Below are 24,636 nucleotides of genomic sequence, written 5' to 3'. Positions count from 1 at the left end.
CACCGAAGGAGCCGATATTCGAAATGATATACACATATCCTTGCCTGGTGAGCTGGGCCATGGATTTGGCGCGTTCATACTGCTGATGTACGTCCTGGATTTTCTGCTCCAGCTCCAGACGCTGTCTTTCCAGCTCTTCCCGGTGTGTGCCTTCAGCGGCGAGAAGAGCTTCCTCCAGTAAACGCTGCTGCTCAGCAAGGCGTTGCTCCTCTTCTTCCGCTTCGCGCTGCTGCTGTTCCAGTTCATCCTGACGCTGTTTTTCTTCCCTAATCTGACGCTTAAGCTCAGCCTGATACTCTTTTTCTTCCTGCGCTTTTTCCAGCAGGGCGACCTTATCCAGAAACTGCTGCTTTACAGCTTCCCAGTCGGCGTTATCTTCAAGTTCCAGAAAGGTGATTTTCTCGCTAATAGCCGCGTAAGCGTCTCTCTCCTTCCTGAGCTGGTCGTATTTGCTTTGCCAGTTATTTACCGTGGTGCCGGAAAGTAGTGTTTTGACTTTGAATTTATACGCAGAATCCACAATACGCTGCAGTGCACGGGAGGCTTTATTTCTGGCATTGTGAAATTCTGTCCACTGAACGGCAAGCTGTTGTTTTTCCTGATACAGCTTGCAAGCCACTTCGCTACTGACGGTTTCGTCAAAGGCTTGCTCCTTTTTTGCCAGGTCAGTGGCTTTTTTTCTAAAGCCGCGATAAATAATAATTCGTATTATCAGCGCAATGGCTATCAGTAACCCGAAAAACAAACCAATAACGCCTGCCGGATTCGATACGGATTCAATGAATCGCTCATTAAGATTGATTAACGCCTTTACCGCAACATAAATCCCCCAGGCCATCGCTCCTATAATGATCAAAATGAGAGTTGCAACATTATCATCTTTTTTTCTTCGCGCCATATTTACTTCCTTTTCTATTTTAATCTTGATGATTTACCCGAAATAACAGAAAAAATGATATTCCGTTCCCTGTTAATACTGATTCCCGGTACAAATTGGTAAATGGGTGAAGCCAGGCTTACTGGCCATATAAAGAGGCGCACACGTGGGCTGTCGGGGTGGTGTTTTAACCGGCTCATCGTTTTCATAAACGCGCTGTGGCTCTTGCTTTTTCGCTGTTGCCGTCATTTTGGTTTGCGTTTTACGGGTAGGGATGGAAGGTTTAACCCGCTCGCGAGTTACAGAATCACCATATCCAGAGCAAAATCGCTTTGATTGACTTAGGCTTCCGTCATTACAGACAAACCGGCCATCGGATGTACAATGCGCTATCCCACCTTTTGAACCGGAGCAGGGCTTTCTTCCGCGAGCAGCGTCAGCCTGAGTGGTCAACAATATGCCTGAAAGCAAGAGAAGAATTAATTTTTTCATTTCCATATCCGTGTTGTATGTTGTTATTTAGGGTTCTGTTACCTGTCAGGTATTAACTGTTTCGCCAGAGAATACGCAATGATTAACTGGCAGATAAATTATCACTCCTTACGTTTTAAGCTTATTGGTGACCGGCGTACGCAGGACATTACGAGTATGGTTATTCCAGTTAACAGGGTCAGGATGTCCATTACGCCGGAGAGTCGTGCAGCGCATACGCGATGTACGGCAGGTCAATATTACTGTTGCTGTACGCCATCACCACTTCGGTGGTGACCGCATCATGACGCACAAATACTTTGGCATCCATCAGCGTTAATGGCTGTGCACGGGGTAAAATCCAGATGCAGTTTTTTAATATTCCTGTAGAAGCTGGATTTCGTGATGCTGACCTTACCGTCCGTGACGGTCTGAGTCAGGCCGCAGCCTGTGAATGGGTTGAATAAACAGATGGTTTTCCAGATGTTGCTGCTGTTTCAAATGCCTGACCAGCACTTTGCCTTCGGGCATAAACTCGGTGCCATACCGTACAAGTCCGATACCTCTTAGTTCCGCATCGATGGCGTAGCGCAACTCCCCGGGCACTTGCTGTTCGAGTAAAGTTACATTAAGGGACTGCAAACGGGGTTCATACTTGAGCAGAACACCTGCCAGCGTATCGATCAGTTCGTGGGCTGTCCCGGGCATACCTTGAAGAATTTTGGTCATATCCGGCAAACCATAATCTGATAGATGGGATACGGTACCGGCCCGGGCGTTCAAAATATACTGGATGTTATCCAGTACTGATAGAATGACCTGATCTTCTTCGTTTACAACTTCCAGGGGAAGATCACCTGTAAAGTTGCCAGTAAGAATTTCGTATAAAGATGGTGATTTTCTATCGGGCATTTTGATCTCAGGAAACTTGCCAAAATGATTGATTACTATTTTAAATTAATATTGAAAAGTTCATGAGGTGCCCCTAACCATTTCAATGCTTACGGATTTTTGTCACTTAGTGAATTCGTATGAATCATAGCCTTCTGGCCTTGGGTAAAGTAAAGAATGGCTATCACCGTACTGGAATTCTATACCGTCATATGCTCCCATGTTGGAAGTGCCATAATACGGTGATGGTTTAAAAACCACCTCGCCGGATGCATTGTAAATAATGAAAAAATAATCCTCATCCTTTAAGTACTTATAAAGTGACATAGGGGATATTATCCCTCCATGGTAAACAATTACTTTATATTTATTGTCAGGACTATTAAGCTCAAATACTTTTGTATATGAAGAAGGGATAATTGTTGATGGTAGAATGATCCATGCAACCATTAATATCACGACAAATAACACCCTAGAAACTCTCTTCATCATAAAATAATCACCTTATCCTTTGGTAAGGGCTCCTACCATAAAACATCTGAAAGCACTATAAAATCACCTCCAGTGTTATGCTTAGCCTGCCATTTTCTAAAGTCCGCGTTGAAAACCAGAACAAAACCAGTAAAATCTCTTGCCAATACGCCCCAAACGCCAGATAAATAAGTTGACATATATAAAGCTGATTCTGTTTTATCTAATATTCTGTTTTTACTCCAAATGCCAAGTGGTTCTGGAGTCTTGCCTTCGTCAACAAAATCATATGTGTCTTTGAGATAACACCCTAATTTATCGACAGTAAATATATTCTCACTTCCACTTTTACTTGTTTTTCCACGAATGCATACTTTCAAAGTAGAGTTCCCCATAGCACCATACCATTCATTCACAGTATCGAACTTGCTACCAATTATTAAGATGTTGACTTGGGCATTTGCATCAAGCTCCTTGATATTTTCAGAATAACTCAACGCAATACCCTCTTCAACAAGCGAGCCTTTCTTACCCAATTGAAACTTCAACCGCTTAATGCCTTTTTCACTTTTCCATATACGGGAAAGTTCGCTTATTCCATTTTTAACCTGTTCATTCTGAATTGCCCAAGACATTTTAATTATGTCACAGTTAATTTGTGATTCGGGTAATATTGTCGGGTCAGCATCTTGAGCACTTTTTTTGGATTGCGCCGTATATGTAAATGAAGGTTTGATATCAAACCAATGCCTCATTAACTTTGCAGCCACAGGCCATTTCATTTTATCAATCGCATCCGGGATCATATCAATGTGGAAGAAATCAACACTGACCTTCTTTTCCTGATGCTCCCGCTCTTTTGTGGTGGTCGTTGATGAAACCGCCATTACTTTGTCCCCGCTCTGATCTGGAAAACATAGTCCAGATTTATATTTTCTTCTGTATCTGAATTTACTACATGCGTCAGGGCTGAATCAGTTCTTCCTTCCACTGTACCTGTAGATGTCTGAACTTGATATGCAAACTCCATATCTTCAGATCCTGTTAAGGAATCCATGACCCTGAAACATGCGGTATTTGGACCACATGATAAATTTGGTAATGCCGCCAAAGTCCGCATCACCCTGCTTATATACATCGCCGTCGTGCCGTACTCGACCTTCCTAGCCTCAAGTTTCGGAGGGAATTGGTATTTTAAACGTTAACCACACTCTGGAATTTTCCATCCTGCCCACCCTTCGCTTGTGGGATACATTGCATATTGCCCGTGCCATTCTGGTGCAACCGAATCAGAGAACTGAGCTTGCCAAAAATGCCATGCAGAACTTTTTATTTTATTCCCATGAGCATCATATACAACAAAAAAAGATTGGTTGGAAAATAACCGCAACACTCTCCCGATACCACCATATGGTCGATAGTTAGGAATATAAGTAGTCAGTTCACACTTATTATCTCGACTCCATATAGAATCATTCTTTATTGCGTTTTGATAAGCCATAATCTTAACCACCATTAGCAAAACACATAAGAAGAGAACTGATATCAACATGAAGCAGCATGTTTTTTTTATAAAGCTATGCATTTATATTTACCCCTTTCCAGTAAATATATTCCTCCATATCTATCTTATTCAAATGAATGATAATGTTCGTAGGGATTTTTTTCACCGTCGAGTATACGAAAAAATCTCCGGTTTTATTTTCGTTCTTATATTTTTCACGGTACCTCACAAAAGATGAGTTAGTAACTCTAAAGTATCTGCAGTCATCGTCATCAATATATTCTTTTTGCAATAGCTCACTTATTACTCCTGGTTTGATGACACCATTCTCCCCCCAATAGCCTAACGGTTGATCATCACCATCATTCACAAACTCGTAGGTATCCCTAACGTACAATCCAAGCTCTTTAATTTCTAACCTCATGAAGCCATCAGTATCTCTCGTGACATTAAGATCTGTAAACGCAATTTTGATTATAAAAGACCCAAGAGCACCATACACATCATCTAGGGTATCTGTTGCTTTTTCCCACAATGTACTACCAATTTTTATAAAGTTAAACTGACTTGTTTTATCAAGTTCTATTGCTGACAAATTGCCATAATTCAAATAACAGTCCTTTATTTCGTCGCTAATAAAAAGACCTGATTCATCCAATCTGTTAATGATATAACAAAGACCATTAGATAACTGTTGTGATATTTGTTTTTTTCTCCCTAGATAGTCATTATACTCAATAACACTCGATACTTGTTTCACAAATGTATCGTAAATTGGTTTGATTCGTAAAGATGAAGTTAATAACCAATCAAAATCCAAATCTTCAATGATATGATTTTTGTCTACAGTATTCATATCAACTTTATTTTGTTTCTCTTTTGGTGTCATCTCGTAAAATGGATCATAGAACCATTTCCGCATGAAACGTGCTGACACCGTCCAACCTTTCCTCTCCATCACATCCGGGATGTCAGTTATTTTGAAGATTCTGACCGGAACCGTTTGTTTGTTTTCATTTTGACTTGTTAACTTTGATTTTATCTTTACAGTTTCCACAAAATCACCCTATAAATAATGAATCTTGTTTTAAAATATTTAATTCTACTTCAGCCTCATCAGGGTGACTCACGAAACTTGTGAAGCCCTTCTCGCATGAAATCCCTCTAACGACCGAACCTGTAGGTGAGGTCAATTCATATCTAATATTTGATATTGGCTCTTGGGTTCTATCATCTACAAGAACAAAACTCCTTCGAAAAACATCACCAAGCCCTGGTAAAAATGGGAGTTCTGGTGCCTGAGAATTACTTCCCGCCGCCATCGTCCTTTTCACCTTCCGTATATACGTCGCCGTCGTACCATACTCGACCTTCCCGGCTTCAAGTTTCAGGTAACTGCCACCACCAATTAGCGTGATACGTTTTTTTCCGGCAAACGAAATATCATTTGCTGAACTCAGCGTCAGCTTCTTCTCCGCAAACAGCCGCAGGCTGGCATTCTGCGCCTGCACCTCCACTGGCCCCTCCCCGGATTTGACGCTCAGCTGTCCGGTCCGGGCAAAGAGCCCAAGCTTCTCCCCGACCAGTGCGGTCATATTGCCCATGACACCGGCACTGATATCGCCCCCGGCATTAATGGCGACATTTTTCGTGGCCGTCATCTGCAGGTGCTCCCCGCTGGTCAGCGCCATCCCTTCCGGAGCGGAAATCAGCAGCGCCTCATTGAGCGGTTTCAGCCGCTGCTCAAACATCGCTATCTGACTGTCAACATCCGCCTTCAGCGCCTGCGCCTGCTCTGCCGCCATTTCCAGCTGCTGCAGTTGCTGGTTAAGCCGGTCGATTTCCTTCAGCGCGGCATTCCTGTCCAGCGCCTCACCCTGCGCCTTTGCCTGCGCATCCGCGCTGACAAACAGCCCCTTACCGGCACGGATTGTGCCCCACTCATCGGTGCGCAGTTCGGCACCCTGGCCACGATGTTGTCCCTGGCTGTCCACCAGGTGCCCGCTGTTGAGCTGCGTCCTGCCGTATTCCGTGGCGAGCTTGATGTGCTCCTCACCACGCCTGTCTTCCATCCGCAGCTTGTTGTTCGCCGGTGTACGCAGTACGTTGCGGGTGTGATTGTCCCGGTTTACGTGGTCAGGATGTTCCGAGTCATGCAGCGCACTGGCGATGTACGGCAGGTCAATATCACCATTGCTGAATGCTATCGCCACCTCAGTTCCATCAATCAGCGGCGTATGCCAGCCGAGTGTTTCACCGGCATAAGGCTTCGCCATCCGCAGCCACAGGTAGCCGTAACCCGGCTCCGTCCCCTCCCGGTCGAAGTCCGGCTTCACCCGGTAGCGCCCCTGCCCGTCCAGGTGAGCGTAGATATCGTTCTTTTCCCGGCTCTCAATCCGCGCCGGAAGCGTGCCGTGAATTTCCGGACGCGGGATTTCCGCCGGGCGGAAACAGTAACGTTCGGTGTAAGGCAGGCCCCATACCGACACGTGCAGACGGGAATCACGGCCCCCCCGGTAGGTCACCAGGGTGAGGACGACGCCTTCCTCCAGGGCCGTAATGACATCGCCCTGCGGCTCCAGCACCTGTCCGGGTGTGAGATGAGCAGCGTTGCTGAACAGATGAATACGGGCTGATTTATTCAGCTCCCGCTCGTGATGAAGACGGGCGTAGAACGCGCCGGATTCGGTTTCCGGCTCCGGGCTGGCATCGTCACCCGCCTCACGGTAAGGCGCTGCGTAGCGGTAATGCTCCCCGGTGGTGACCGCATCACTGCGCACGCTGACCGTTGCATCCATCGGCGTGGTGGCGGTGCGGTAGTTGTAATCCCGCGTGGTGACGGTGCCGGTGGCGATGTTGTGCCAGGTCCGCACATCCCAGACCGATTCTGCCGCGCCGTCAAATAGGCCCGATGGTTCGCTGTAGGGCAGACGCACATCAAACCGGTAGTTCAGCTGGCTGTCGGCAAAAATGTACGTATCCAGCTCACGGGTGTCATCCATCTCCGTACGCCAGTAAATCCCCACCTCAGACAGAATGCGCCGGATAAACTGCAAATCCGTTTCCCGCCACTGGGTGATAATTTCACGCGGCGGGTAGGTGCGCTCCAGCCGGAAGTCAAAATCAGGTCCTTGCAGGCCATGTTTGCGCAGCACCTGCTCCACCACCTCCGGGACGGACTGGTTCTGAAATACGGCGCACTGCCGGGTGTACCCGAGGAGCGCCAGGCGGGAGCTGAGCGTGAGCCGGTAGTGCGACTGGTCTTTTGATGTGGACAGCCATTCCAGGCGGGTCACCATGCCGTGGACATTTTTGCCGCCACGCATCCGGAAGGTGGCATATTTCATCAGCACCTGTTCCGGTGGAATGTCCGCCTGCGGGGAGGTAAACTCAATGTCCCACCGGAAGGGCTCGCTCAGGGCTTCGCTGCCGCGAAAGCGCAGAATATCCGGCTTCACTGAACTGTCATTGATATCCAGAAAATATCGGGTCTGTCCGTCAAAAAGCGCCAGCCAGTTATCCATCACATCACTCCTTTACCGGCACAAGGCCAAGCCAGCCATCACCCAGTTCAATCGTGCGGGGGTTGTCCGGGTCGAGGTCGTCACGGGTCAGTACCAGACGCCAGCGGTTGTCCTTCTGATCCGGCCGGTTAAACAGCCCCACCACCGCCACGAACTGAGCGTCCTCATCCATGGGCATATTGAGCGTCACGCTGCCATTGGGCATCACCAGCAGCTCTTTTGATGCCAGGACGTCGTCCTTAAGTACCGTATCGGCCCTGCGCAGCAGCGTCTGGTAATCGGCGGCATCAACCGCTTTACGATCCCTGAGCTGATAAACCCGCACCATGGTTGCCAGCGGCGTCTGTGCGCCATCGGCGTTAATGGCCGTGCGCGGGGTAAAATCCAGATGCAGCGTTTTAATTTTTTTGTAGAAGATGGATTTCGTGATGCTGACCGTACCGTCCGTGACGGTCTGCGTCAGGCCGCAGCCTGCGAGTAGACCGCAGGCAATAAGCGTCAGCGCCCTCCGGCGGGTTACTGTTGCCATTCAAAAGTTCCTTTATTGAGAGGGAATACGTGATTAGTCGAAGCGGTAATGCCCGTCTTCAGCAGGAGGTAAAACAGAGCATTGCAACCCTTCATAGCAGCCCAGGCTGACAGTCAGACTCTCCCTGTTATTGCTGAGTTTTCCTGCTTTCAGCCCCAGCAAACCGGTTCGGCCCAGCTGAATACGCCTGCCTTTGCCAACGCGAGGCTCAGGCAATAACCGCACGGGTACCGTGAGGCGCAGTCGGGCGTCACTGCGGTAGCCAAGATAGACGCGCAGCAGGACCAGCAAATCGGTATGGAGGACAGCACCGGGTAACCAGCCTTCCGCTTCGCCCGGATCTTCCGTTTCCAGCGTCACCAGTACCCGACTGCATGCTTCCCTGGCCGTTTTACCCAGCGTGGCCCGCTGCGAAAGACGGATGCGGTTTCCGGTACCCAGCCCACTGCGGTTATCAATATGGACCTTAACCGGATCGGGTTCGGTGATAATTGCCCGGGTATTCGGTGCCAACAGGCTCACCAGGGCCCGGATACCTTCGGCATTACGGGTGGGTAATCGCATGGTGCCCAGCAGGGCCAGAAAACGGGAAACCGGCGTTGCCACCCGTTCCGCTGTGCCTGGTATACCGAGTCCCACCAGTCCCAGCAGACACTGTGATGTGGCATCACGGCCACCGGCCTCGAAGGTCGCCGGATACGCGTATTTTCGCCAGATCCGGTAATACTGAGTGGTGATCCGGTGGCTGAAAATGTCCAGGAATGAGGTAACCGCCTCGTGTCCTTCGCGGCGCTGCGCAATATCGTCCAGCCAGGACGTCGGCAGAGGCGAGTCCACGCCATACACCCCTAGAAATGTCGTGCGAACCGTTGGGGGTAATGTCGGATGGTCTTCGTCAGTCTCCACTGCTTTCAGGGTACTGACCGGGAAACCCATACCAGGCCAGGGTCTGAATCGTACCGGATCGTCGCCCGGATGGCTGGTGGTGCCCAGTTTAGGAACGTCCGGATTTTCCTGTTCCAGTAGCTGGCAGAAACGATAAAAATTGGCCCGCCAGATATCCTTGTTAAGGGCCAGCGTCAGCCCGGTACGTGCTGGCTGTGATTCTCGCGCCATCTCAGTCGTTTTCCTGTCGGTTGCAGCACCAGCGTGAGCTGGTTAAAGAGGTGAATATCGGCATAGAGCGCGAAGAACCGGTGCAGCATTTCCCCGAAGAGATTCACGTCGCCCTCGCCTGAAAAATTGTCCATATTCAGCGTGACCTCAATGTCCACGCCCCGGAGCATAAAACCCTTCTCAAAACGACGGATCAGGGTGTGCTTCACGGCGACGATTGCTTCAAGCCGACGGCGGTTCATTTCATCGTCGGTCCAGTCATACAGCGCCAGCGTGCCCCGCAGTACCTCCGGATTGTCCATCATGCTGAGAAAGTTTGAGCCGAGGTGGCTCATCACCCGCCAGTGAAAACGATCGTTTGCCGGGGGATATAGTGGCATCGTCGGTGCTGTGACGTTCAGTACTCTGACGGGCACTTTGCCTGTTTTGACCACCCTGTCCAGCAGGGTACTTTCCAGTGCCTTACGTGGAAGCTGACCGTTGGTACCGGTTATTCGCATCGAGAGGGACTCCGGTTTATCGGACAGCTGCTCCAGTTCGAACGAGCGGCCCCCGAGAATTAACCAGGTGTCATACAGGCCAGAGGGACCGCGTTTCACGCGGGTATGGAAATAACGCTCAGGGGCATCGTGGCGCATCATACCGCCCCGGTGCCGGAAGCTGGTGAACGGCACATAGGGGTGTTTACCATTCTTCACCGCACCATGGATGTTATCGACGCTGTAAATCTCGGTGTGTCCATCCTGAAGACGCAGCGGCCTGAGCAGGTATTCGTTTTCCAGCGGGTTAAGCGTCAGCGGGTCGGCTTCCAGGGTAAAGAGATTGATGACCGGCGCACAGTGCAGCCGGAAGTTTTCTGTCTCAAAAGGCAGATCGGATGACCATGCTTCACTGAGCACAATGTCGATTTCAAACCAGGTGCTGGCCGCAGTGAGCCCGATGGTGTCGAGACCGCGCAGCTCAACAAACATAAACTTCGGACGGAAGCTGAAATACTCCAGCAGCAGCTGGTAACCACTGAAGGCGGTATCGGCTTTCTTCCACAGGCCGTCATTGTCGTCAAAGCCCATGGGTTTGCACCAGCCATCAAACTGATGACGTTCAGTATGCGTCCCGGCATGACGCGCATACATGGCATGTACACGCCGGGTCATTGCCAGATGCAGCGCAGAGCTAACCGGACTCTCTGCGTTGAGGAATATGGCGACCTTGTCGATCCCGGCTTTACGCCAGTCCACTTTTTCAGGGCATTCGAAGCGCAGGCGGATAGCAGAGCGGCCATCGGTTTCCGTGTGCAGGCTGGCGTCCGCAAGGTGCAGCGGTTGTAGCGGCACATCGCGGGTCGTCCGGTACTGACAGGCGGTTTTATGCGGCCCGACAGGACGTGACAGAACGGAAAAGCCTTCCGCCAGCATTTCGGCCTGACGCAGACTATGCCAGTCAGGCGAGAACTCGACGATGGCCAGCGACGGGATAGTCTGCATATAGTGCGGCCACAGCAGACTCACCAGCCCTTCAGTCAGTTCCGGCAGATCATCATCCAGCTTTTCACGCAAACGGCCCATCAGGAAGGCAAAGCCTTCGAACAGGCGTTCCACATAAGGATCGCGGGCGCCGGGTTTATCCAGATTAAGCATCGCTGCACGATCCGGATGAGCCCGGGCAAACTCTTTACCGGCTTCACGCAGGTAGCGCATCTCTGCTTCGTAATAGCGCAGGGTTAAATCATCCATACAAATTTTAAATCCCGATTTATTGAATTTTTATTTAATTAGGTTCTTTTGCAATGTATATTTCTGATTTGAAATCATCTTGATAAGAATATGAATAAACGGAAAGAATCAGGTCTTCTCCATCATATTTTATATAAAATGGGTCCAGAATACCTTCTACGGGGATGATCCGTTTTGTTGTTTTTTTATCAATATCGGTTTTCCAGATACAACCTAATGCTCCACTATTGTCAAAGTAAAATGTATTGCTATCATCTCCCCATACATATTGCCGGGTATATCCAAAAGCATCGTCAGTGATTGAATTATCAGCCTTGTCTGCAAAAACATTCAACCCCTGGTCCGGACGGTTGACTGGAAATACATACATACCTTCATCTGGGTCTTTAACGTTACCATCACTTGAAGCCAGTCGCCATTTGCTATCAGGCGATATCAATGAAGCATTGCACTCTGAACTGCCACAATAACCAGTCCATGGTGTTGTTTTTTTGTCAGTGCATCTGCTTGCTCGGAGGAAATGTCTGAAATGCTTTTCCCCCCATCCGGAGATATAAACAAATAATGATATTCTTTATGTAAATCATTCCCAACAGCAAAGTAGGCTAACGCGTTTCCTTGAGCATCTCTGGTGCGGGATATTATATTTAAATAACCATCATATTGTTGAATGATGCGAGGGTTTTGATCGTCCACAAGCTCTACGAGAAGTGTAATTTTTTTACCTTGATACCGTCCGCTAACAGAAATATAAATGTACAAATCATCTTTAATTTCCTGATATGTCAGTACTGACGATACATGCATACCTTCAAGATTAATTCCGCTTTCAAAACTATCAGATGAAAAGATTTTTTTTACAAGCCATGGTGAGTCGGTTATTGTAAATCCGGACCTGGTCTTAATTGGACCATCCAGCATTTCATCCAGTTTGTCACCTTCGCGGTTGAAAATATCATTGACATTTTGGAGCTTGTTGCTTGCAGTTAAACTTCGATTGCGAATTAAATAGCTATTGGTAATACAGGTAACATCACCCTGGCAACTGTTTCTTTCTTTTAGCCATTCTTTTTGACGCTCAGCCAGACGTCCATGGCTTAAAGAACTGTCATAGGCCTGTTTGAAAAAATTGTTAAGAGCACTGTCAAGCCCTGATAAATACTCATTGCTACATATCGTTTTTTCTGTCGGTGATAAATTTGCAAGGGAACAATCAAATCCCGCAGATATGGCAACCTTGCTGCCAGAAAGAAGGCATAAAGCCAGGGCAATAAAGCGATAACGCATAATAATCCTTGTTTGTTTCTATTCAATGTTACTGGCAAAGCACCATGGCACGGGCCGGGTCAATGGCAATAAGTCCGGCAAGTAAGGACTCCATCTCAGGCATCAAACGGGCTTTATCAGATTCGCTGCGACCAGCTTTCATACGTAACAGCTTCAGTCGGCGGGCCTGGACTTCAAACAACAGATCGGGTTCCCAGTCTCCCAGCGTCAGCTGTGGCGCACAGGTAGTTAGTTCGCCAAGCAGATGAAGCGCCATATCGTTTCGTCCATATTGCTCTGCCACCCGGGCCATTAGCAGGCGTATCAGCCAGCGATGGCGTGGTGTGTCTATCCCCGGTCGGGACTGGAGCCAGGTAAGCGCCGCTTCGGGACCATCCGTGTCGCCCTTTTCCATGGCTTCCGACTCAAGGAGCAGCACATCATCAGCTTGACCATTAACGACGGTAGCGAGTTCATTGTCGTATATCAGGCCTTCTTCATTCACTTTTTCCGCAATCCAGGCGGTGGTGACTTCGTCAGCAAAGGGGGTACCGTCATTCCATGCCAGCCCTTCAAGGCCCGGGAGGCGTTTAAGCAGCAGCCGCAGATCGAACAGGACGGAGTCTGTCCAGGTATCCCAGGGGTAACCGGCATGGCTGAGCCCCTGCCAGAGATACCACTGAAGATCGAGCCAGAAATGGTTGACCCCTTCGCAATACATCTGGCTGGCCTGCTCAACCAGTTCGGTCCAGTTTTTCTAAATATAGAGCCGCTTAAGTTGAGCGCGATACTCGGGTTTCGGCGGTACCAGGCGGGTGCGGCCGCTACTGTCGAGAGGGGGGATCTGATCGACTGTATCCCACCGCACGGTCTTAATCAGCCGGTGAGAAGCCAGCCAACCCTGAGATTGTTCGCTCAGCCAGCGGGAAAGTAACTTTGCCTTGTCGAGTAAATCGCGGCCAGATTTCACGGCTGACAGTTGCGGTGAATCCGAATGGGCTGGTTCATGCCCCTGCTCCTGAGCACTGCTGTTCTGGGGGACCAGCACTTCCATGCCACCCGAACGTGCCAGGCGGTTTTCAAGAGCGGTACAAAGGCCTGCAAAAGACGGTTTCTCGGCTTCCGGCCAGTCTGCCACTGTGGATGCAAGCAGGCTTATAGCGCCAGCCGTCAGACCAGCATCATTGCGGTCTACCTCAGGCCATAACAGCAGTGCATCAATCACTTTTGCACTGTTCAGCCACTCCAGCGCAGCTTTACGGGCTACGGGACGCTGGGGATGACATGCCTGCCCGTAGCGAGTCAGCATCGCGACAAGCAGTAGTAAACCTTCGGCCAACCCTTTTTCACCGTCGCGGCTGAGTCGGGTCTGCACGTACCAGGTCACGACACGAATGTCTTTGGCGCATTCGCAAAGACACTTCCGGGCCAGTTCGCACAACAACGCTGAATCGGTACCTGAAAGCTTATTGATCTCTTCACGCATCAGCTGAAAATTATCATCGTATGCGGGATCGTCCCCGGTTTCAGACCCGGAGGTGAACGGATGCAGCCAGTTATCCCAGAGCGACAGGGCATCATTTGCCCGGGAGGTGAGGCGCTGCCTTTCTTCCTGGCTGGCGGCGCAGGCGGTTAACAGATCTTCCGGTGAACTCATTCTTTTTCCCGTTTGTTAGTCTCTTTCATAAACCTCATGGTCGCTTCCAGAGAATCGTCGTCCTTACCATTGACGATTTGCGGTGGCTTCCATTTCAGCAGCATACTTTTCTCCTCCCCCTGAGTAGGTTTGCCCTTCCAGTCGCTTTGCCAGTGGGCTTTTCTGACATGGGGCGCAGGCTCCGATGGGGTGTGGAGGGACTGTCCCCTGATGTACTGGCTTCCGGCGCTCGCGGTACCTGCCTGAGCGCGGAACCGGCCCGGGCGCCGACAAAAATCTGCACAGGCTTGTCAGGGTGGATGAGGCGTTGATGCTTTCCGACACGTCTGGGTTCGGGTCTCACAGGTTTCCCTGCTTGCCCCATTCACTGTTCTCAAAGCAGGGCCAGAACAGCACCGGCAGGACCGCGTTCCAGAATCCATGGATCCCCTCCTCCTGCTGACTGATGGCCGTGGAGACAGAAGCGGCAAGGGTGAACAATGCGCCCATCGTTACTGGATCGCTTCTGCGCCAGCGGCAACATTAAAAATAGCGTTGGGCAGCGTGAACCCCTGCAACTTCAGTAATTCAAGAGGACCACTGCCGAGTTCGCTACGCATCACAAACTTCAGAGGATTGCCATCCGGGGTGATCCATACCAGTTGCGTCCGGCTGGCATCAAGAGGAGTGAGCCGGGCTTTGTCCAGCAGGCGAATGAAGCCCCAGTTACCCTGGTGACTGGCGTAGAGTTGCATACCACTGTTTACACTACGCCAGCTCAACGATACGCCTGGATAGTAGCTATTCCCCGGCCAGGTGAAGCTTTGCCAGCTTTCCATCTGATTGAAGTAGTCCAGGTTCTGCTCATCGAGGGTCAATTGCACTCTGGCAACATCCTTTGAAGGACGCGCCATCAGTTCGAAGTGAATACCTGCATCGCCCTGAGAGAACACGATATCAGACAGCTCTGCCAGCTGATTAATCGCCCGGAGGAAATCCGGACTGACAACCATCCCCTGACTTGCGGAAGGATCAACGACCCAGCGATTTCCCTCCTGGTGGAGGATCCCGCCAAGATTAGTTTTCAGGAAGTTAGTAATTCGACCCGAGTCGCTACGCAGGAACTGAGCCAGTAACGGCAGGGAGGCATCGCTGCCGGTGGCCTTAAACGGATACCGCCCCGCAAAGGCCTTATTCCACTGTTCGACAATGGTCGATTGCCAGCGGGTATTGAGACTACCCGCTGCCGGGGCAAGGACCTGCCGCCAGGCCAGATCCAGCGGTTGCACAAACAACGACTGACCAAATCCGTTCCACTCCTGCCCCAGGCTTGCCGCAACCAGACTGCCGTAATCGCGGGTGTCCGTCAGGTCGATGGCTTTACCCTGGAATACGGTCTGTGCCAGCATCTGCGACATCGCTTGCGGATCCGGGGCGCTGGTGACCTGCTGAAGCTTCAGCCGCACCTGGGTAACGCGGGCCAGCCAGGACTGGAAACTGAGGTTACCGTTGCTACCAGTGCCCTCTTTACCTTCCATAAATCCCGTCAGTGGTCCAAAAACGTCCTCCAGTGGACCTTTCGGCCCCTGCGCCTGCTCAATGAACTGTCGGGTATATTTTTTCCGACCAACCAGTTTTTTCGCTGAATCCACTATCGAATCAGCCAGTGCCTCACCCTTCTCTCCTGTTTTTCCCTGCCAGGCCAGCGTATTCATTAAGGCCACAAGCGGAGACTGACGGACATCGCCGATCAGACTGAGCTGGGCAATTGCTTCAGAAAGAGACGTGGCTTCCTGCCACTGAATGCTGTTGACCATGTTCAGCCAGGCATTACCAAAATCGGTAAAATACCGTTCTGTCAGGCGGGCCTTCAGCGCCTCCGGGGAGATATCACTTCCTGCCTGGTGCGTTTTATCCGTCAGGACCCAGTCGATTTCATCACGTCGTGTCTTAACGACCTCGTTAATTGCATCCTGTACCTGCTCTTCCCAGGCCTGGCGCGTAAACATACCCGGGACGACTTCGTCAGTGCTGAATACCGTTGAGGCATCGGTATCGCCGGTCATATCGGCAAGCGTTAAATCAGGCCAGTTGCTGGCCACGCGCTTAAGCATGTCCTGGTACAACCCGGACTCAGCGTTACGCTGGCCAATCTGCTTGAGCAGGATCTGACGGACCGTGCTGATTAATTCAGCGTCAGGCTTAATTTTCCATTCCGGATGAGACGGGAGGTTCTGCGCATAAAAACCCAGTAGTTTTGGTGCCAGGTCCTGCCATGTGCCATCCGGCACATTCTGGCGTTTCGGCCAGGCCGTCAGCACGTTTTTTGCCAGCCAGCTTGCGTCTGCTTTGTCCGGACGGGCCAGCATCAGATAACTTTTGAGCACGTCCCAGGTATGCTGTGTGCCCTGCGTACGGGCATCACTGGCAGGAGGAAGTTGCACAAAGGCATTCAGCTGCTGCTTGAGATGGTCTGCTGTGGCATCCCTCATCAGCTGTACGTTGTTTTTCGCATACAGCGGCCAGAGTGCAGCCAGCGTGTCGCTGTCCTGATTAAGACCAAAGCGGGTGTACCATGGAGCGCCGGTCGCTTCGCGATGTTGCAGACGGGCAATGGCTTGCTGTAGTACGAGCTGGTTGTGCAGGCGTTCAGCCAGTGGTTTTGCAGTATCCGCTGCCTGCCTGGCCGTCTCCTGCGCCTGATAAATCTGGGTACGGTTAACGACGAGGGACAGCAGTGTACCGGCCCCCCACAGGACTATCAGGGAAAGCAGGATTAACCGCAGCATCTTCAGCCAGTTGAAGCCCAGTTTCCTGCCTCTGACGGCATCGCTGTCATCAATGACGGCTTTCCAGGTCGGCGTGTCGAGGCGCGTGTTCGGCACCGTTCCGGCAACAGCCGGTTCAGGACTGAACATGACACCGCGTAAACGCCAGGCCGCAGATCCCTGCATCAGTCCGCTGAGCAAAACGGTCAGACTGGTTTTTAGTTCATGTCTCAGGCGGGAGGATAACTGCAGCAGGCCATCATGCGCCGGATTACTCAGTATCTGCGCCATACCGGCTTTTTGAAGGTGCTGAGACAGCGTAGTCAATGCCTTACCAGCCTCTTTTACGGTGCCTTCCGGCCCGAAGATGACCCCTGTCGCAGCCGTTTCCGCGTCCTGCTGAGCACCCGCTGCCTTATCAGTCAGCCACAGCCAGACAGGCGCCTGCCAGCCTAACAGGTGGTCGGCTTTCTGGCGGCAACGCAAGAAGGCATCCCGTTCGCTATCCGTCGGGAGGGCTGAGGTACTCATCACCTGAATGATGCCATCAACCGGCTGGCCAGATCGCAGACGCTTCAGTTTTGAAAGGAAGATCTTATCCGGAAGTGACTGCGCATCACCGCCATAAATCAGCACATTGCCGTCGCCTTCCTGCCAGAGGTCATGACACAGGCCCGGGGCCGCTTTCTGGACGTCATCCGGATTACCCATCACCAGCAGGAGTCGCACCTTACGCTGCCAGCGGCGCCCATAGCGAAACCGCAGGTGCTCGGACACCGCCTCTTCGCTGAAGACAGGTTGTTCGTCGTCGTCTTCACTGGCGATGGTGTTCGTCACCGGAGCGGTAATCTGAGACTTTTTCTGTCCCCAGTGGAAATACAATCCGGATTTACCGGCGATGTCAAAAGCCTTCTCTGTCAGCCAGCCGAGTAAAAACAACGCGGCAACCAGTATGGCGCAGAATGTGAGTATGCGCTGGCCGTCATAGGGACCGAATCCCGTGGCCGAAGCTACGTTTTCCGGAAAGGCATATAACAAAAATGCCACGATGACCGTCATAAAAAAAGCGACAGTGACAACAGAGCCGATGAGTGTTTTGACTTTTACCTTAGTCATTCTTAGGCGTTTCCTTGCGAACTTCTTCTTTGGTGATGACAGCGATCCAGATGTCGTCCTTATCAGCGTCGGGTTGTGCGGCGATAACTTGGGGGCCTCGTTGTTCAACGTCAGCATTAGCAAGCGTGATGGCCAGCCATGGAGCAGCATGGCCGGTATATCCCAGCACGGGATCGATACTGGAATTGTCTTCTGAAAGACTAAATTCCACTTCGCTCTCTTCGCAGGCATTATTCCAGCCGCTGCCCGACGTCAATGTGGGACCGGAGATCCAGCTTCCTTTGAGTTCATTGGGCAGGGTCTTCGACCAGAGCAGCGCCCGGGTGAGCGTCTTTGTGAGCGTTGTTTCTGTTCCCCTTTCGGGGCGATGGAGGCGGAGCGCATCCGGCCAGGCATTGGCTTTGCGGTTGCTCAATACCACCATTGATACAGCATCAGCATCTTCTTCCCGGGGAGACGCCGGTAACGACAGCGTGATGGCAACCAGAACGCCCGGGGTGTCCCATCGCTTGTCCAGCCAGGCATCAAACGCCCCCAGCCCGTTTCCGGCCATCAGACGAAAAATCCTGCCCGTCTTGAGTGAGAGCTCGGCTTTAAGCTGCTCTTCAATCAGGGGATACAGATCGTTATCACAGTCCAGCATCAGCCAGCATGGCAGCTCGGGCGGAAGCGGCTTAACTATCCCCTCTACACGCGTGGTCAGTTTATTAACCACTGCTTTCAGGGCCTTCGTTAAATCTGTCTGATATTCTGGTAATGCCGCGTATCTGACCGGTTTGTCACATCCTCGTGGGCAAGAGAAGTCGATAACGGGAGCTGCGACTTTCATTGCCTTCAGCAGGTCATCGGCTTTGTTTCCGGCCGGAGCCTGGATGTGCGTACCGAGGATCCATGCACAGCGCTGACCGCGCAGAATTTCACTGTCAATAAGCGCTTCTCGCTCGACATTACGGGACTCGGCCCCTACCTGTTCGGCTTTGTAGGCAAACCGGCGTAAGCCGAAAATAAGCCCCCAGGTGCAAAACGGGAGGCCCAGCGCGGTGAACCAGAAGACAAAGCCGGTTCGCTCTGACGTCCAGCACCATAGCGTGAGCGCTATGCCCCCCAGCATGACAAACGCGAGGAAGAGCAGCCAACGGCCGGTGCCGGGACGCGCTGCCTTAGGAGCCTTTTCAGGGATGGCATCCAGCCAGACGGGCATAATCAGGCAACCTTTGCAGCGGCAAATGAACTGATCAATGTGCAACCACAGGCACATTTGTGACCGTGAAAGGCAACCGGGATACCATGATCAAGATAATCAGAATTGCCTTCTATGATAGTTGTAGGGCCATGTCCCGGAACCGGGCAGGACACTTTGTCGCCTTTACGGGCAACACCGATACCACCGAATTTCATCGTTTCGGAAGCGGTCAGGACCGAGCCGCCGTGAGTGGTTTTATCGCCTTTGCGGATAATCTGAAGCATTAATAAGGACCTCTGCGAGTTAATAATTATCATTAGGTTAAAGTAACTAGTCTCCAGACATATTAATTCTGAATCTGCTCCAGTAAGTCATTTAACTCATTCACTCTTGAAATATTCATGTCCATACGGCATACGCTGTACATTGGCGAACCGATTATAAGTCCTTGAACATCCCACCAATTTTCACGTGAAGCAATCCAGTTTTTTTGTGCCGTCTCGAATTTACTTGTAATGTCAGGTATTCCACGCGCTTTAATGATTTTGTATATTTTCTGGTAAACAATGTTCATGTCTTTCTTTGCGGCGTCTGATGCCTGGTCGACACAACCCATTACAACAGAGTTATTTATATCTTGATTCATTTTGCGACAATCAGTTTCAATCCTGGAATAGTCGTTTAGTGCAGCATGTGAAATACAAGGGAGTATTAGAAGTAAAGTCAGTGTTTTGTTCTTAATCTTCATTTTATTTGAATAATCCAGTGGAGGCACTACTAATTTAACTTACCTATAAGTGCCTGGTTCTACAATTGAAAAGACCCATTCAGGACTCAATGGCATGTAAATGCTTTTGAATATTTATTCTGTATCATACTCGTCACCATTCCATCGCAAGATATATTTAGGTCCGCAAAAAATATCTTTTAGCCCTTTGTGTGATTTTTTTGATATTCCAATGGATGTACACATATATGCTGCATCTATTGATTTTCCATCATGCATTGTGATTTCGAATGTTAAAGTAGGAGAATTATCGAGATTAGACATACGGTCCGATTGATCACAAGTGCTTGGTGGTGTTGAACTCAGAAACGTATACTCGATGATATCTTTTTTACCGTCACCATATAAGTCAGTAGTAACGCGACCTGTTTGCCCATCGACAAAGCCAGAGTTTTTCAGCTTACTTGCCGTTACCAGCATATCAACATCTTTGGCTTGAGAACATTGAGCATATGTTGCCGATGCCATTAAAATTAATATAACCAAAGAGAGTTTTATGTTCATTTTAATAATTATCAACCGTCTTCATATAGGTTTTAATAAAATCATTTAGTTGCTCTACACCATCATATTCGCATTGGTTTTCTATCAAATCTGTGCGTTGACCTTCCATCGAGTTATATAAGCTGCATCGTTCAGAAATAGAATTCCGCTGACTATTATAAAACGCCATATCAATTGAATACTCATTACCAGATTTGGTAATAATCTCTTTAATGGAGTCCTCTGTTTTTTTGTGCTGGTTTGTATGCAATTGATCATATCTGGATGAGATTGCATCGAGGAATTGCAAACTTGTGGTAATTTTGCAAATGAAATTACTGGCAAACTCATGAATAATGCGAATAATATAATCTTCATCCTTTAACCCCAATTTCAGCTAATAATTTTAAGATTTGAAATGCTGAGGCTCTTTGTATGAAAAAACTCTGATTTTTGTAAGAATCTAAAAAGTTTATCCACATGTGAACAATACTAATTATCATTCATAACATTTTCAATTTCTTCTGTTTTTTCTCTAAGTGATGGGTCCGTTTTGCATACGCGAAGAGGGAGTGCCTTGAAGTTGAATATTCTTGTTATTTCTTTTGATTCCTTTGATGCCTCAGATAGTATGCAACCACAACCATATCCGTAACTATTATTTGTGTTAATAAATTCTTTAGAAGGAAAGCCGACTAAATATTCCATTCCCGTTGGTCCTTCTTTTCCTTGGGTTGAAATTGTCCAGTCACCATCTTTATCCGTCAACCAGTAGTTTCCTGGGGTTGGATTTTCTAACCATCCACATCTATTTTCTTTAGCATATAATGACGGGGCGATTAGTAAAACTAGCAAAGCTATTTTTTTGTTCAAGATATCTCTCCTGCATTAAGTTGTTCTAAAAGACTTTCCGCAGAATGTTTGATTTCATCTACCTGAAGCATTGTATTTTTGAATCCATCAAAGCAAAAACCATAGAGCCTGACAATAAATCTGTTTTACTAAATCATTATTGAAATTAATGATTATCAGATTAATAAAGCTCGGGGATAATATCCTGCATAGGCTCCAAATCTAGCGTGGTAGATTTCTCATTTATTTCTTCCCCTGATAGATTAAATGTCTTGAACGTTTCACCACATGAATTGCAACCACCTGCGCCGGATAAAATAATTCTGTCATTTTTACATGAGGCTCCGTAGAAGACGAAATTCATCATTTTTATTTTTTCGTCTTTGCTGTTAATGCGTTCTACAAGACCTGTAAACTTTGATAGATCATGGTTTTCCTTACCAAGGGCAAAAATTTGCTTGCTGCAAATTGGTATGTCAAGTTTATCCTGGTCACCCTTAAGGTTATTTACACTACAAAATGATTCGATACTGTATTGAATACCACCGCAAGAAGATTTGAAAACAGTAGGAGTGTTTGCATTACAAAATGCTGGAATTAGTAGAAGGAAAATGATTTTTTTCATAAATACTCCGGATAATTATCTTCAATAAATTTCGTCATTTCTTCTGAAGTGGCGTGTAAACTTGTTTTACCTAGCTTTTCTTCAGCTAAGTAGACTTCATATTTTTCCATGATCATTTTTTTATTTGCAGTTGGTTGACCATGTGGTGAACCAGGTAAACTGGCCCACTCAATACGACATAAATGTATTGCTTCGCTAATCTTGTCCTGCATTACTGCGTCTAATGCTTTTCGACCTGCAATGAGCGCTATACAACCGAGGTCTTGATTACTCTGACTGAAATCTGAGAAAGAATATCTACGTTGCAGATTTCTCCATGTCCCGTATAAAAATTGATAAGCTCCAGCAGCAGTCGAAACAACACCATTAGCTTCATGTCTGGTATTGGGGTGTTTACTAAAATCTGTAAATTTTGCACCAGTAAACATCGTTCTGTATCCGTCTTCCTGAATGGTCCCCTCACCAATGCGGATCATTCGTAGAAATGCACGTAAACGAAGTATTCTAATATTTACATTAGTCTGAATTAGAGAGGCTAAAAATTTTAAGGGGTGCATATGCCACAATGAAGGCCCTAGTTTTTCGGATGTAACATCCTGCATCCATGCCATTTTATCGATAAAATCTTCGCTATATTTCTTCCACTCCGGGGCATCTTTTTTCAGCGCATTGAGGAATGGTTGCCAGATAGCATCGCCTTTTTTGAAGTACCAGTCGCTTGGATGTTTTACAATTGTTTTCTGAATAACGTCACGATAGTCGGGATTGTGAAGTGCTCTCCAGTACTCCATTGGAGAATAGCGGTCGCTTCCGCTGTCAATTTTATCCAGCAGGCGCTGGTAATTATGCTTCACGAGAGCATGACTGGTTCGTGTATCATCTATCGCGGCCTGGTAGAGCGAATCGATGAGGTTACGGAAGAATCCAGTGGGCTGGTTTTTTCCATCCAGGTAATCAAAGCTGGCTGGTTCTGCGGTTTCAGTTCTGAAGCCCAGCTTTGCCAGATCATACTGCGACAAAAGTTGAGGTTCCGCCTGGCCTTTAGGGACGTAAGCATTTTCTGGTCGCAGCTGCCAGTATTCCTGTTTGGTCGACTTATCGACTTCTGTTTGCATTTGACTCAGTGGAAGGATCCCCGCCCTGGTTGTTACCTTTGTATCCTTTGTGAATGTTCCTGTTGCAACATCTTTTTTGTACAACGCTAGGCCCGGAGCGTACTTCAGCCAGAGTGGGTTCTTTTCTCCCACCTGCTCAGGGTTGGTCAGGAACGTTTCCAGATTATCATCCATACTCGTGCATTCGATATGAACCTGGTATCGCGCTTCATATCCGCCATCCTTAGGTGCCTGGTAATATCCCATGTGACCAACAGGGTCACCTGCACTGATAACAAAGGGAGTCGGGCATACTACCTGGTCAAATTTCATCGCTTCTTTTGCTGGCGGCATGAGTTTCTGCCACCAGGAAGGCTGTACCACCCCATCAGTGCCAGGAGACAGGTTGTTTTTGTCCACAAGCATCCAGTATTGCTGCCCTGGTTTCAGGGATGTTTTCTTGCCCTTTTTCAACGCCTGTTCTGAGAGGCTAACAAAAGTAACAAGGCCATACTCTCGCTTATTAAATGCAACGGTATGGAGGCTGCTGTCTGTTTTATCCCACTCAACAATAGATCCTTTTGGGATCGTACCCTTGCGATAGCTTTCACTGATACTTTTATTGTTGGTACTGGCGGTCATGACCCATTCTGGATCGTAGGCAGAAAGCGTATCCTGGACTGTCCACTTGGTTTCCGCCTGATTGACACTATAGGCTGAATAGGGAGCCAGGTGCATATACAGGGTATAGAAATACAGCCCGCTGGATTCCTTCTCCCCCGGTTGAATAAAGTGTTTAACCAGAACAAACGAACCGGAAAAGCTCAGTGGGCCGGATTCCCATGCAATCGTCAGATAATCCTTGCAGACACGATAAGCAACGACTTCTCCATCAGCCATGCATCGCACAGCCTGCTCACCTTTAAAGGGAACTGGGAAATCTAATGCTTCAAGAGGAGACTTGCCACTCAGAGCACACCACGGGGTCGTTGCTTCCGTGATATGGATCCCGCCATGCCACATCCCGCTACGGCCAATCATATACTGCCCGGTGGATTCCCCCCCGACATGAGAGAGGATCTCTTCCTGATTATTGAACTCACTTCCCCGGTTATTAGAAGGGATCGGCCAGACAATTTTAATTTTTCCTTTTTGGGTAGCCGTGGCGTTCTGCTCTGATGTGGTATTATCGCCATAACGATAAAGTGTATAGGGTATGTTTTGATCACGATATATCTGGGCAGGATAGAACCCCCTTTCCTGGACAAAATCAGATACCCAGTGTGTACCATTAAACATCGCCATATGACCATGCACATGGTGTGGGCTTTGTTGAATAAATAAGATTTCGTGCGAACGACCCTGTAGCTGGCTGGATTTTCAGGCAATACGCACGCTTTCTGGCATCCCGGCCTTTGTCATCCTGTTCAACGCACGCACCATGGCCATAGCTTCCGATACCTGACCATCGTAGTCACGCAGCGTCAGTGAATCTCCCAACAACTGCTTCATTCTGTACATTGCCGTTTCCGCTATCGAGCGACGGTTATATTCCGTTGTCCATTTCCACCGTGCATTGCTTCCGCTCAGCCGCTGATTAGCAACGGCACGGTTGCGGTCTGCGTACTCACCGGGCCAGTAACCTGCTCCGTTTTCGGGGAGGAATAAGCGCGCTGTATTTTTTTGCGGTCGCAGTTCATCGTGACAGAG

At 49.0% G+C, this 24,636-nt stretch carries 23 protein-coding genes and 4 pseudogenes; 1 reads left to right on the top strand and 26 read right to left on the bottom strand.

What is annotated here, in order from left to right:
* The 6 genes and pseudogenes from HMPREF1024_RS31835 to HMPREF1024_RS04285 all read right to left on the bottom strand — a co-directional run.
* Window positions 1–781, bottom strand: a pseudogene (locus HMPREF1024_RS31835) (GIY-YIG nuclease family protein); the annotation flags it as partial.
* A gap of 189 nt (window positions 782–970) precedes the next feature.
* Complete coding sequence (locus tag HMPREF1024_RS29300; RefSeq protein WP_071888321.1) at window positions 971–1,369, bottom strand: hypothetical protein; 399 nt, start codon at window positions 1,367–1,369, stop codon at window positions 971–973.
* A 284-nt stretch (window positions 1,370–1,653) separates the two neighbouring features.
* A pseudogene (locus HMPREF1024_RS31830) lies at window positions 1,654–1,833 on the bottom strand (type VI secretion system lipoprotein TssJ); the annotation flags it as partial.
* Complete coding sequence (gene tssE, locus HMPREF1024_RS04280; protein WP_009309587.1) at window positions 1,763–2,260, bottom strand: type VI secretion system baseplate subunit TssE; 498 nt, start codon at window positions 2,258–2,260, stop codon at window positions 1,763–1,765. The gene tssE and the pseudogene HMPREF1024_RS31830, both read right to left, overlap by 71 nt.
* Window positions 2,261–2,362: 102 nt before the next feature.
* Entirely contained in the window at window positions 2,363–2,731 is a 369-nt protein-coding gene (locus tag HMPREF1024_RS0127445) for a DUF6201 family protein (protein WP_032451420.1), read from the bottom strand.
* Window positions 2,732–2,763: 32 nt separating this feature from the next.
* Window positions 2,764–3,597, bottom strand: a complete 834-nt coding sequence (locus HMPREF1024_RS04285; protein WP_009309586.1) for a DUF6402 family protein — start codon at window positions 3,595–3,597, stop codon at window positions 2,764–2,766.
* A gap of 168 nt (window positions 3,598–3,765) precedes the next feature.
* Here HMPREF1024_RS04285 and HMPREF1024_RS31570 point away from each other — a divergent pair, with 168 nt between their 5' ends.
* On the top strand, window positions 3,766–3,915 hold the full coding sequence (locus HMPREF1024_RS31570; RefSeq protein WP_009309585.1) for a hypothetical protein: 150 nt from the start codon (window positions 3,766–3,768) through the stop codon (window positions 3,913–3,915).
* Here the strand turns inward: HMPREF1024_RS31570 and HMPREF1024_RS29290 are convergent.
* From HMPREF1024_RS29290 to HMPREF1024_RS0127430, 20 genes and pseudogenes are all read right to left on the bottom strand, one after another.
* Window positions 3,912–4,211 (bottom strand): hypothetical protein, encoded by a 300-nt coding sequence (locus HMPREF1024_RS29290; RefSeq protein WP_223347231.1) that lies wholly within the window; start codon window positions 4,209–4,211, stop codon window positions 3,912–3,914. The two genes, HMPREF1024_RS31570 and HMPREF1024_RS29290, sit on opposite strands and share 4 nt — an antisense overlap.
* A gap of 76 nt (window positions 4,212–4,287) precedes the next feature.
* Window positions 4,288–5,271: a DUF6402 family protein gene (locus HMPREF1024_RS04290; protein ID WP_009309584.1), complete on the bottom strand. Its 984-nt coding sequence runs from the start codon at window positions 5,269–5,271 to the stop codon at window positions 4,288–4,290.
* Window positions 5,272–5,275: 4 nt separating this feature from the next.
* Window positions 5,276–7,738, bottom strand: a complete 2,463-nt coding sequence (locus HMPREF1024_RS04295) for a type VI secretion system Vgr family protein (RefSeq protein WP_009309583.1) — start codon at window positions 7,736–7,738, stop codon at window positions 5,276–5,278.
* A 4-nt stretch (window positions 7,739–7,742) separates the two neighbouring features.
* Window positions 7,743–8,267, bottom strand: coding sequence for a type VI secretion system lipoprotein TssJ (tssJ, locus tag HMPREF1024_RS04300; protein ID WP_009309582.1), 525 nt, complete (start codon window positions 8,265–8,267; stop codon window positions 7,743–7,745).
* Window positions 8,268–8,300: 33 nt separating this feature from the next.
* Window positions 8,301–9,383, bottom strand: a complete 1,083-nt coding sequence (tssG, locus tag HMPREF1024_RS04305; protein WP_009309581.1) for a type VI secretion system baseplate subunit TssG — start codon at window positions 9,381–9,383, stop codon at window positions 8,301–8,303.
* Window positions 9,347–11,116, bottom strand: coding sequence for a type VI secretion system baseplate subunit TssF (gene tssF / locus HMPREF1024_RS04310; RefSeq protein WP_009309580.1), 1,770 nt, complete (start codon window positions 11,114–11,116; stop codon window positions 9,347–9,349). The genes tssG and tssF overlap by 37 nt, the downstream gene beginning before the upstream one ends.
* A 34-nt stretch (window positions 11,117–11,150) precedes the next feature.
* A complete protein-coding gene (locus tag HMPREF1024_RS29285) occupies window positions 11,151–11,555 on the bottom strand; it encodes a hypothetical protein (protein WP_223371704.1) in 405 nt (134 codons plus the stop codon).
* The gene (locus HMPREF1024_RS04315) at window positions 11,552–12,403 is read right to left on the bottom strand and encodes a lysozyme inhibitor LprI family protein (protein ID WP_009309579.1); all 852 of its coding nucleotides are present in this window, start codon (window positions 12,401–12,403) and stop codon (window positions 11,552–11,554) included. The genes HMPREF1024_RS29285 and HMPREF1024_RS04315 overlap by 4 nt, the downstream gene beginning before the upstream one ends.
* 28 nt (window positions 12,404–12,431) lie before the next feature.
* Window positions 12,432–14,039, bottom strand: a pseudogene (tssA, locus tag HMPREF1024_RS0127440) (type VI secretion system protein TssA).
* 339 nt (window positions 14,040–14,378) lie between these two features.
* Complete coding sequence (locus HMPREF1024_RS31455; protein ID WP_009309572.1) at window positions 14,379–14,528, bottom strand: hypothetical protein; 150 nt, start codon at window positions 14,526–14,528, stop codon at window positions 14,379–14,381.
* A 2-nt stretch (window positions 14,529–14,530) separates the two neighbouring features.
* Window positions 14,531–17,902, bottom strand: coding sequence for an ImcF-related family protein (locus tag HMPREF1024_RS04320; protein WP_009309570.1), 3,372 nt, complete (start codon window positions 17,900–17,902; stop codon window positions 14,531–14,533).
* Window positions 17,895–19,103, bottom strand: a complete 1,209-nt coding sequence (locus tag HMPREF1024_RS04325) for a membrane protein (RefSeq protein WP_009309569.1) — start codon at window positions 19,101–19,103, stop codon at window positions 17,895–17,897. Before HMPREF1024_RS04325 ends, HMPREF1024_RS04320 begins: the two co-directional genes overlap by 8 nt.
* Window positions 19,104–19,105: 2 nt before the next feature.
* Complete coding sequence (locus HMPREF1024_RS04330; RefSeq protein WP_009309568.1) at window positions 19,106–19,369, bottom strand: PAAR domain-containing protein; 264 nt, start codon at window positions 19,367–19,369, stop codon at window positions 19,106–19,108.
* A gap of 62 nt (window positions 19,370–19,431) precedes the next feature.
* Window positions 19,432–19,833: a lysozyme inhibitor LprI family protein gene (locus tag HMPREF1024_RS04335; protein ID WP_223175366.1), complete on the bottom strand. Its 402-nt coding sequence runs from the start codon at window positions 19,831–19,833 to the stop codon at window positions 19,432–19,434.
* A 114-nt stretch (window positions 19,834–19,947) separates the two neighbouring features.
* The gene (locus tag HMPREF1024_RS30825; RefSeq protein ID WP_123618670.1) at window positions 19,948–20,376 is read right to left on the bottom strand and encodes a hypothetical protein; all 429 of its coding nucleotides are present in this window, start codon (window positions 20,374–20,376) and stop codon (window positions 19,948–19,950) included.
* A 1-nt stretch (window position 20,377) separates the two neighbouring features.
* Window positions 20,378–20,626, bottom strand: coding sequence for a hypothetical protein (locus HMPREF1024_RS32190; RefSeq protein WP_349815818.1), 249 nt, complete (start codon window positions 20,624–20,626; stop codon window positions 20,378–20,380).
* Between the two features lie 221 nt (window positions 20,627–20,847).
* Window positions 20,848–21,228 (bottom strand): DUF4087 domain-containing protein, encoded by a 381-nt coding sequence (locus HMPREF1024_RS29280; protein ID WP_071886200.1) that lies wholly within the window; start codon window positions 21,226–21,228, stop codon window positions 20,848–20,850.
* A 160-nt stretch (window positions 21,229–21,388) separates the two neighbouring features.
* A complete protein-coding gene (locus tag HMPREF1024_RS04340; protein WP_009309566.1) occupies window positions 21,389–21,832 on the bottom strand; it encodes a hypothetical protein in 444 nt (147 codons plus the stop codon).
* Window positions 21,829–24,231 carry a glycoside hydrolase family 104 protein gene (locus HMPREF1024_RS04345; RefSeq protein WP_009309565.1) on the bottom strand — a complete coding sequence of 801 codons (2,403 nt, stop codon included), beginning with the start codon at window positions 24,229–24,231 and terminating at the stop codon, window positions 21,829–21,831. Before HMPREF1024_RS04345 ends, HMPREF1024_RS04340 begins: the two co-directional genes overlap by 4 nt.
* A gap of 75 nt (window positions 24,232–24,306) precedes the next feature.
* Window positions 24,307–24,636, bottom strand: a pseudogene (locus tag HMPREF1024_RS0127430) (IS5/IS1182 family transposase); the annotation flags it as partial.

The organism is Klebsiella sp. 4_1_44FAA (genome assembly GCF_000238715.1).
Classification (GTDB): Bacteria; Pseudomonadota; Gammaproteobacteria; order Enterobacterales; family Enterobacteriaceae; genus Klebsiella; species Klebsiella pneumoniae.
Note: the sequence above shows the minus strand (reverse complement) of the source record. Positions and strands in the feature narration are given on the sequence as shown.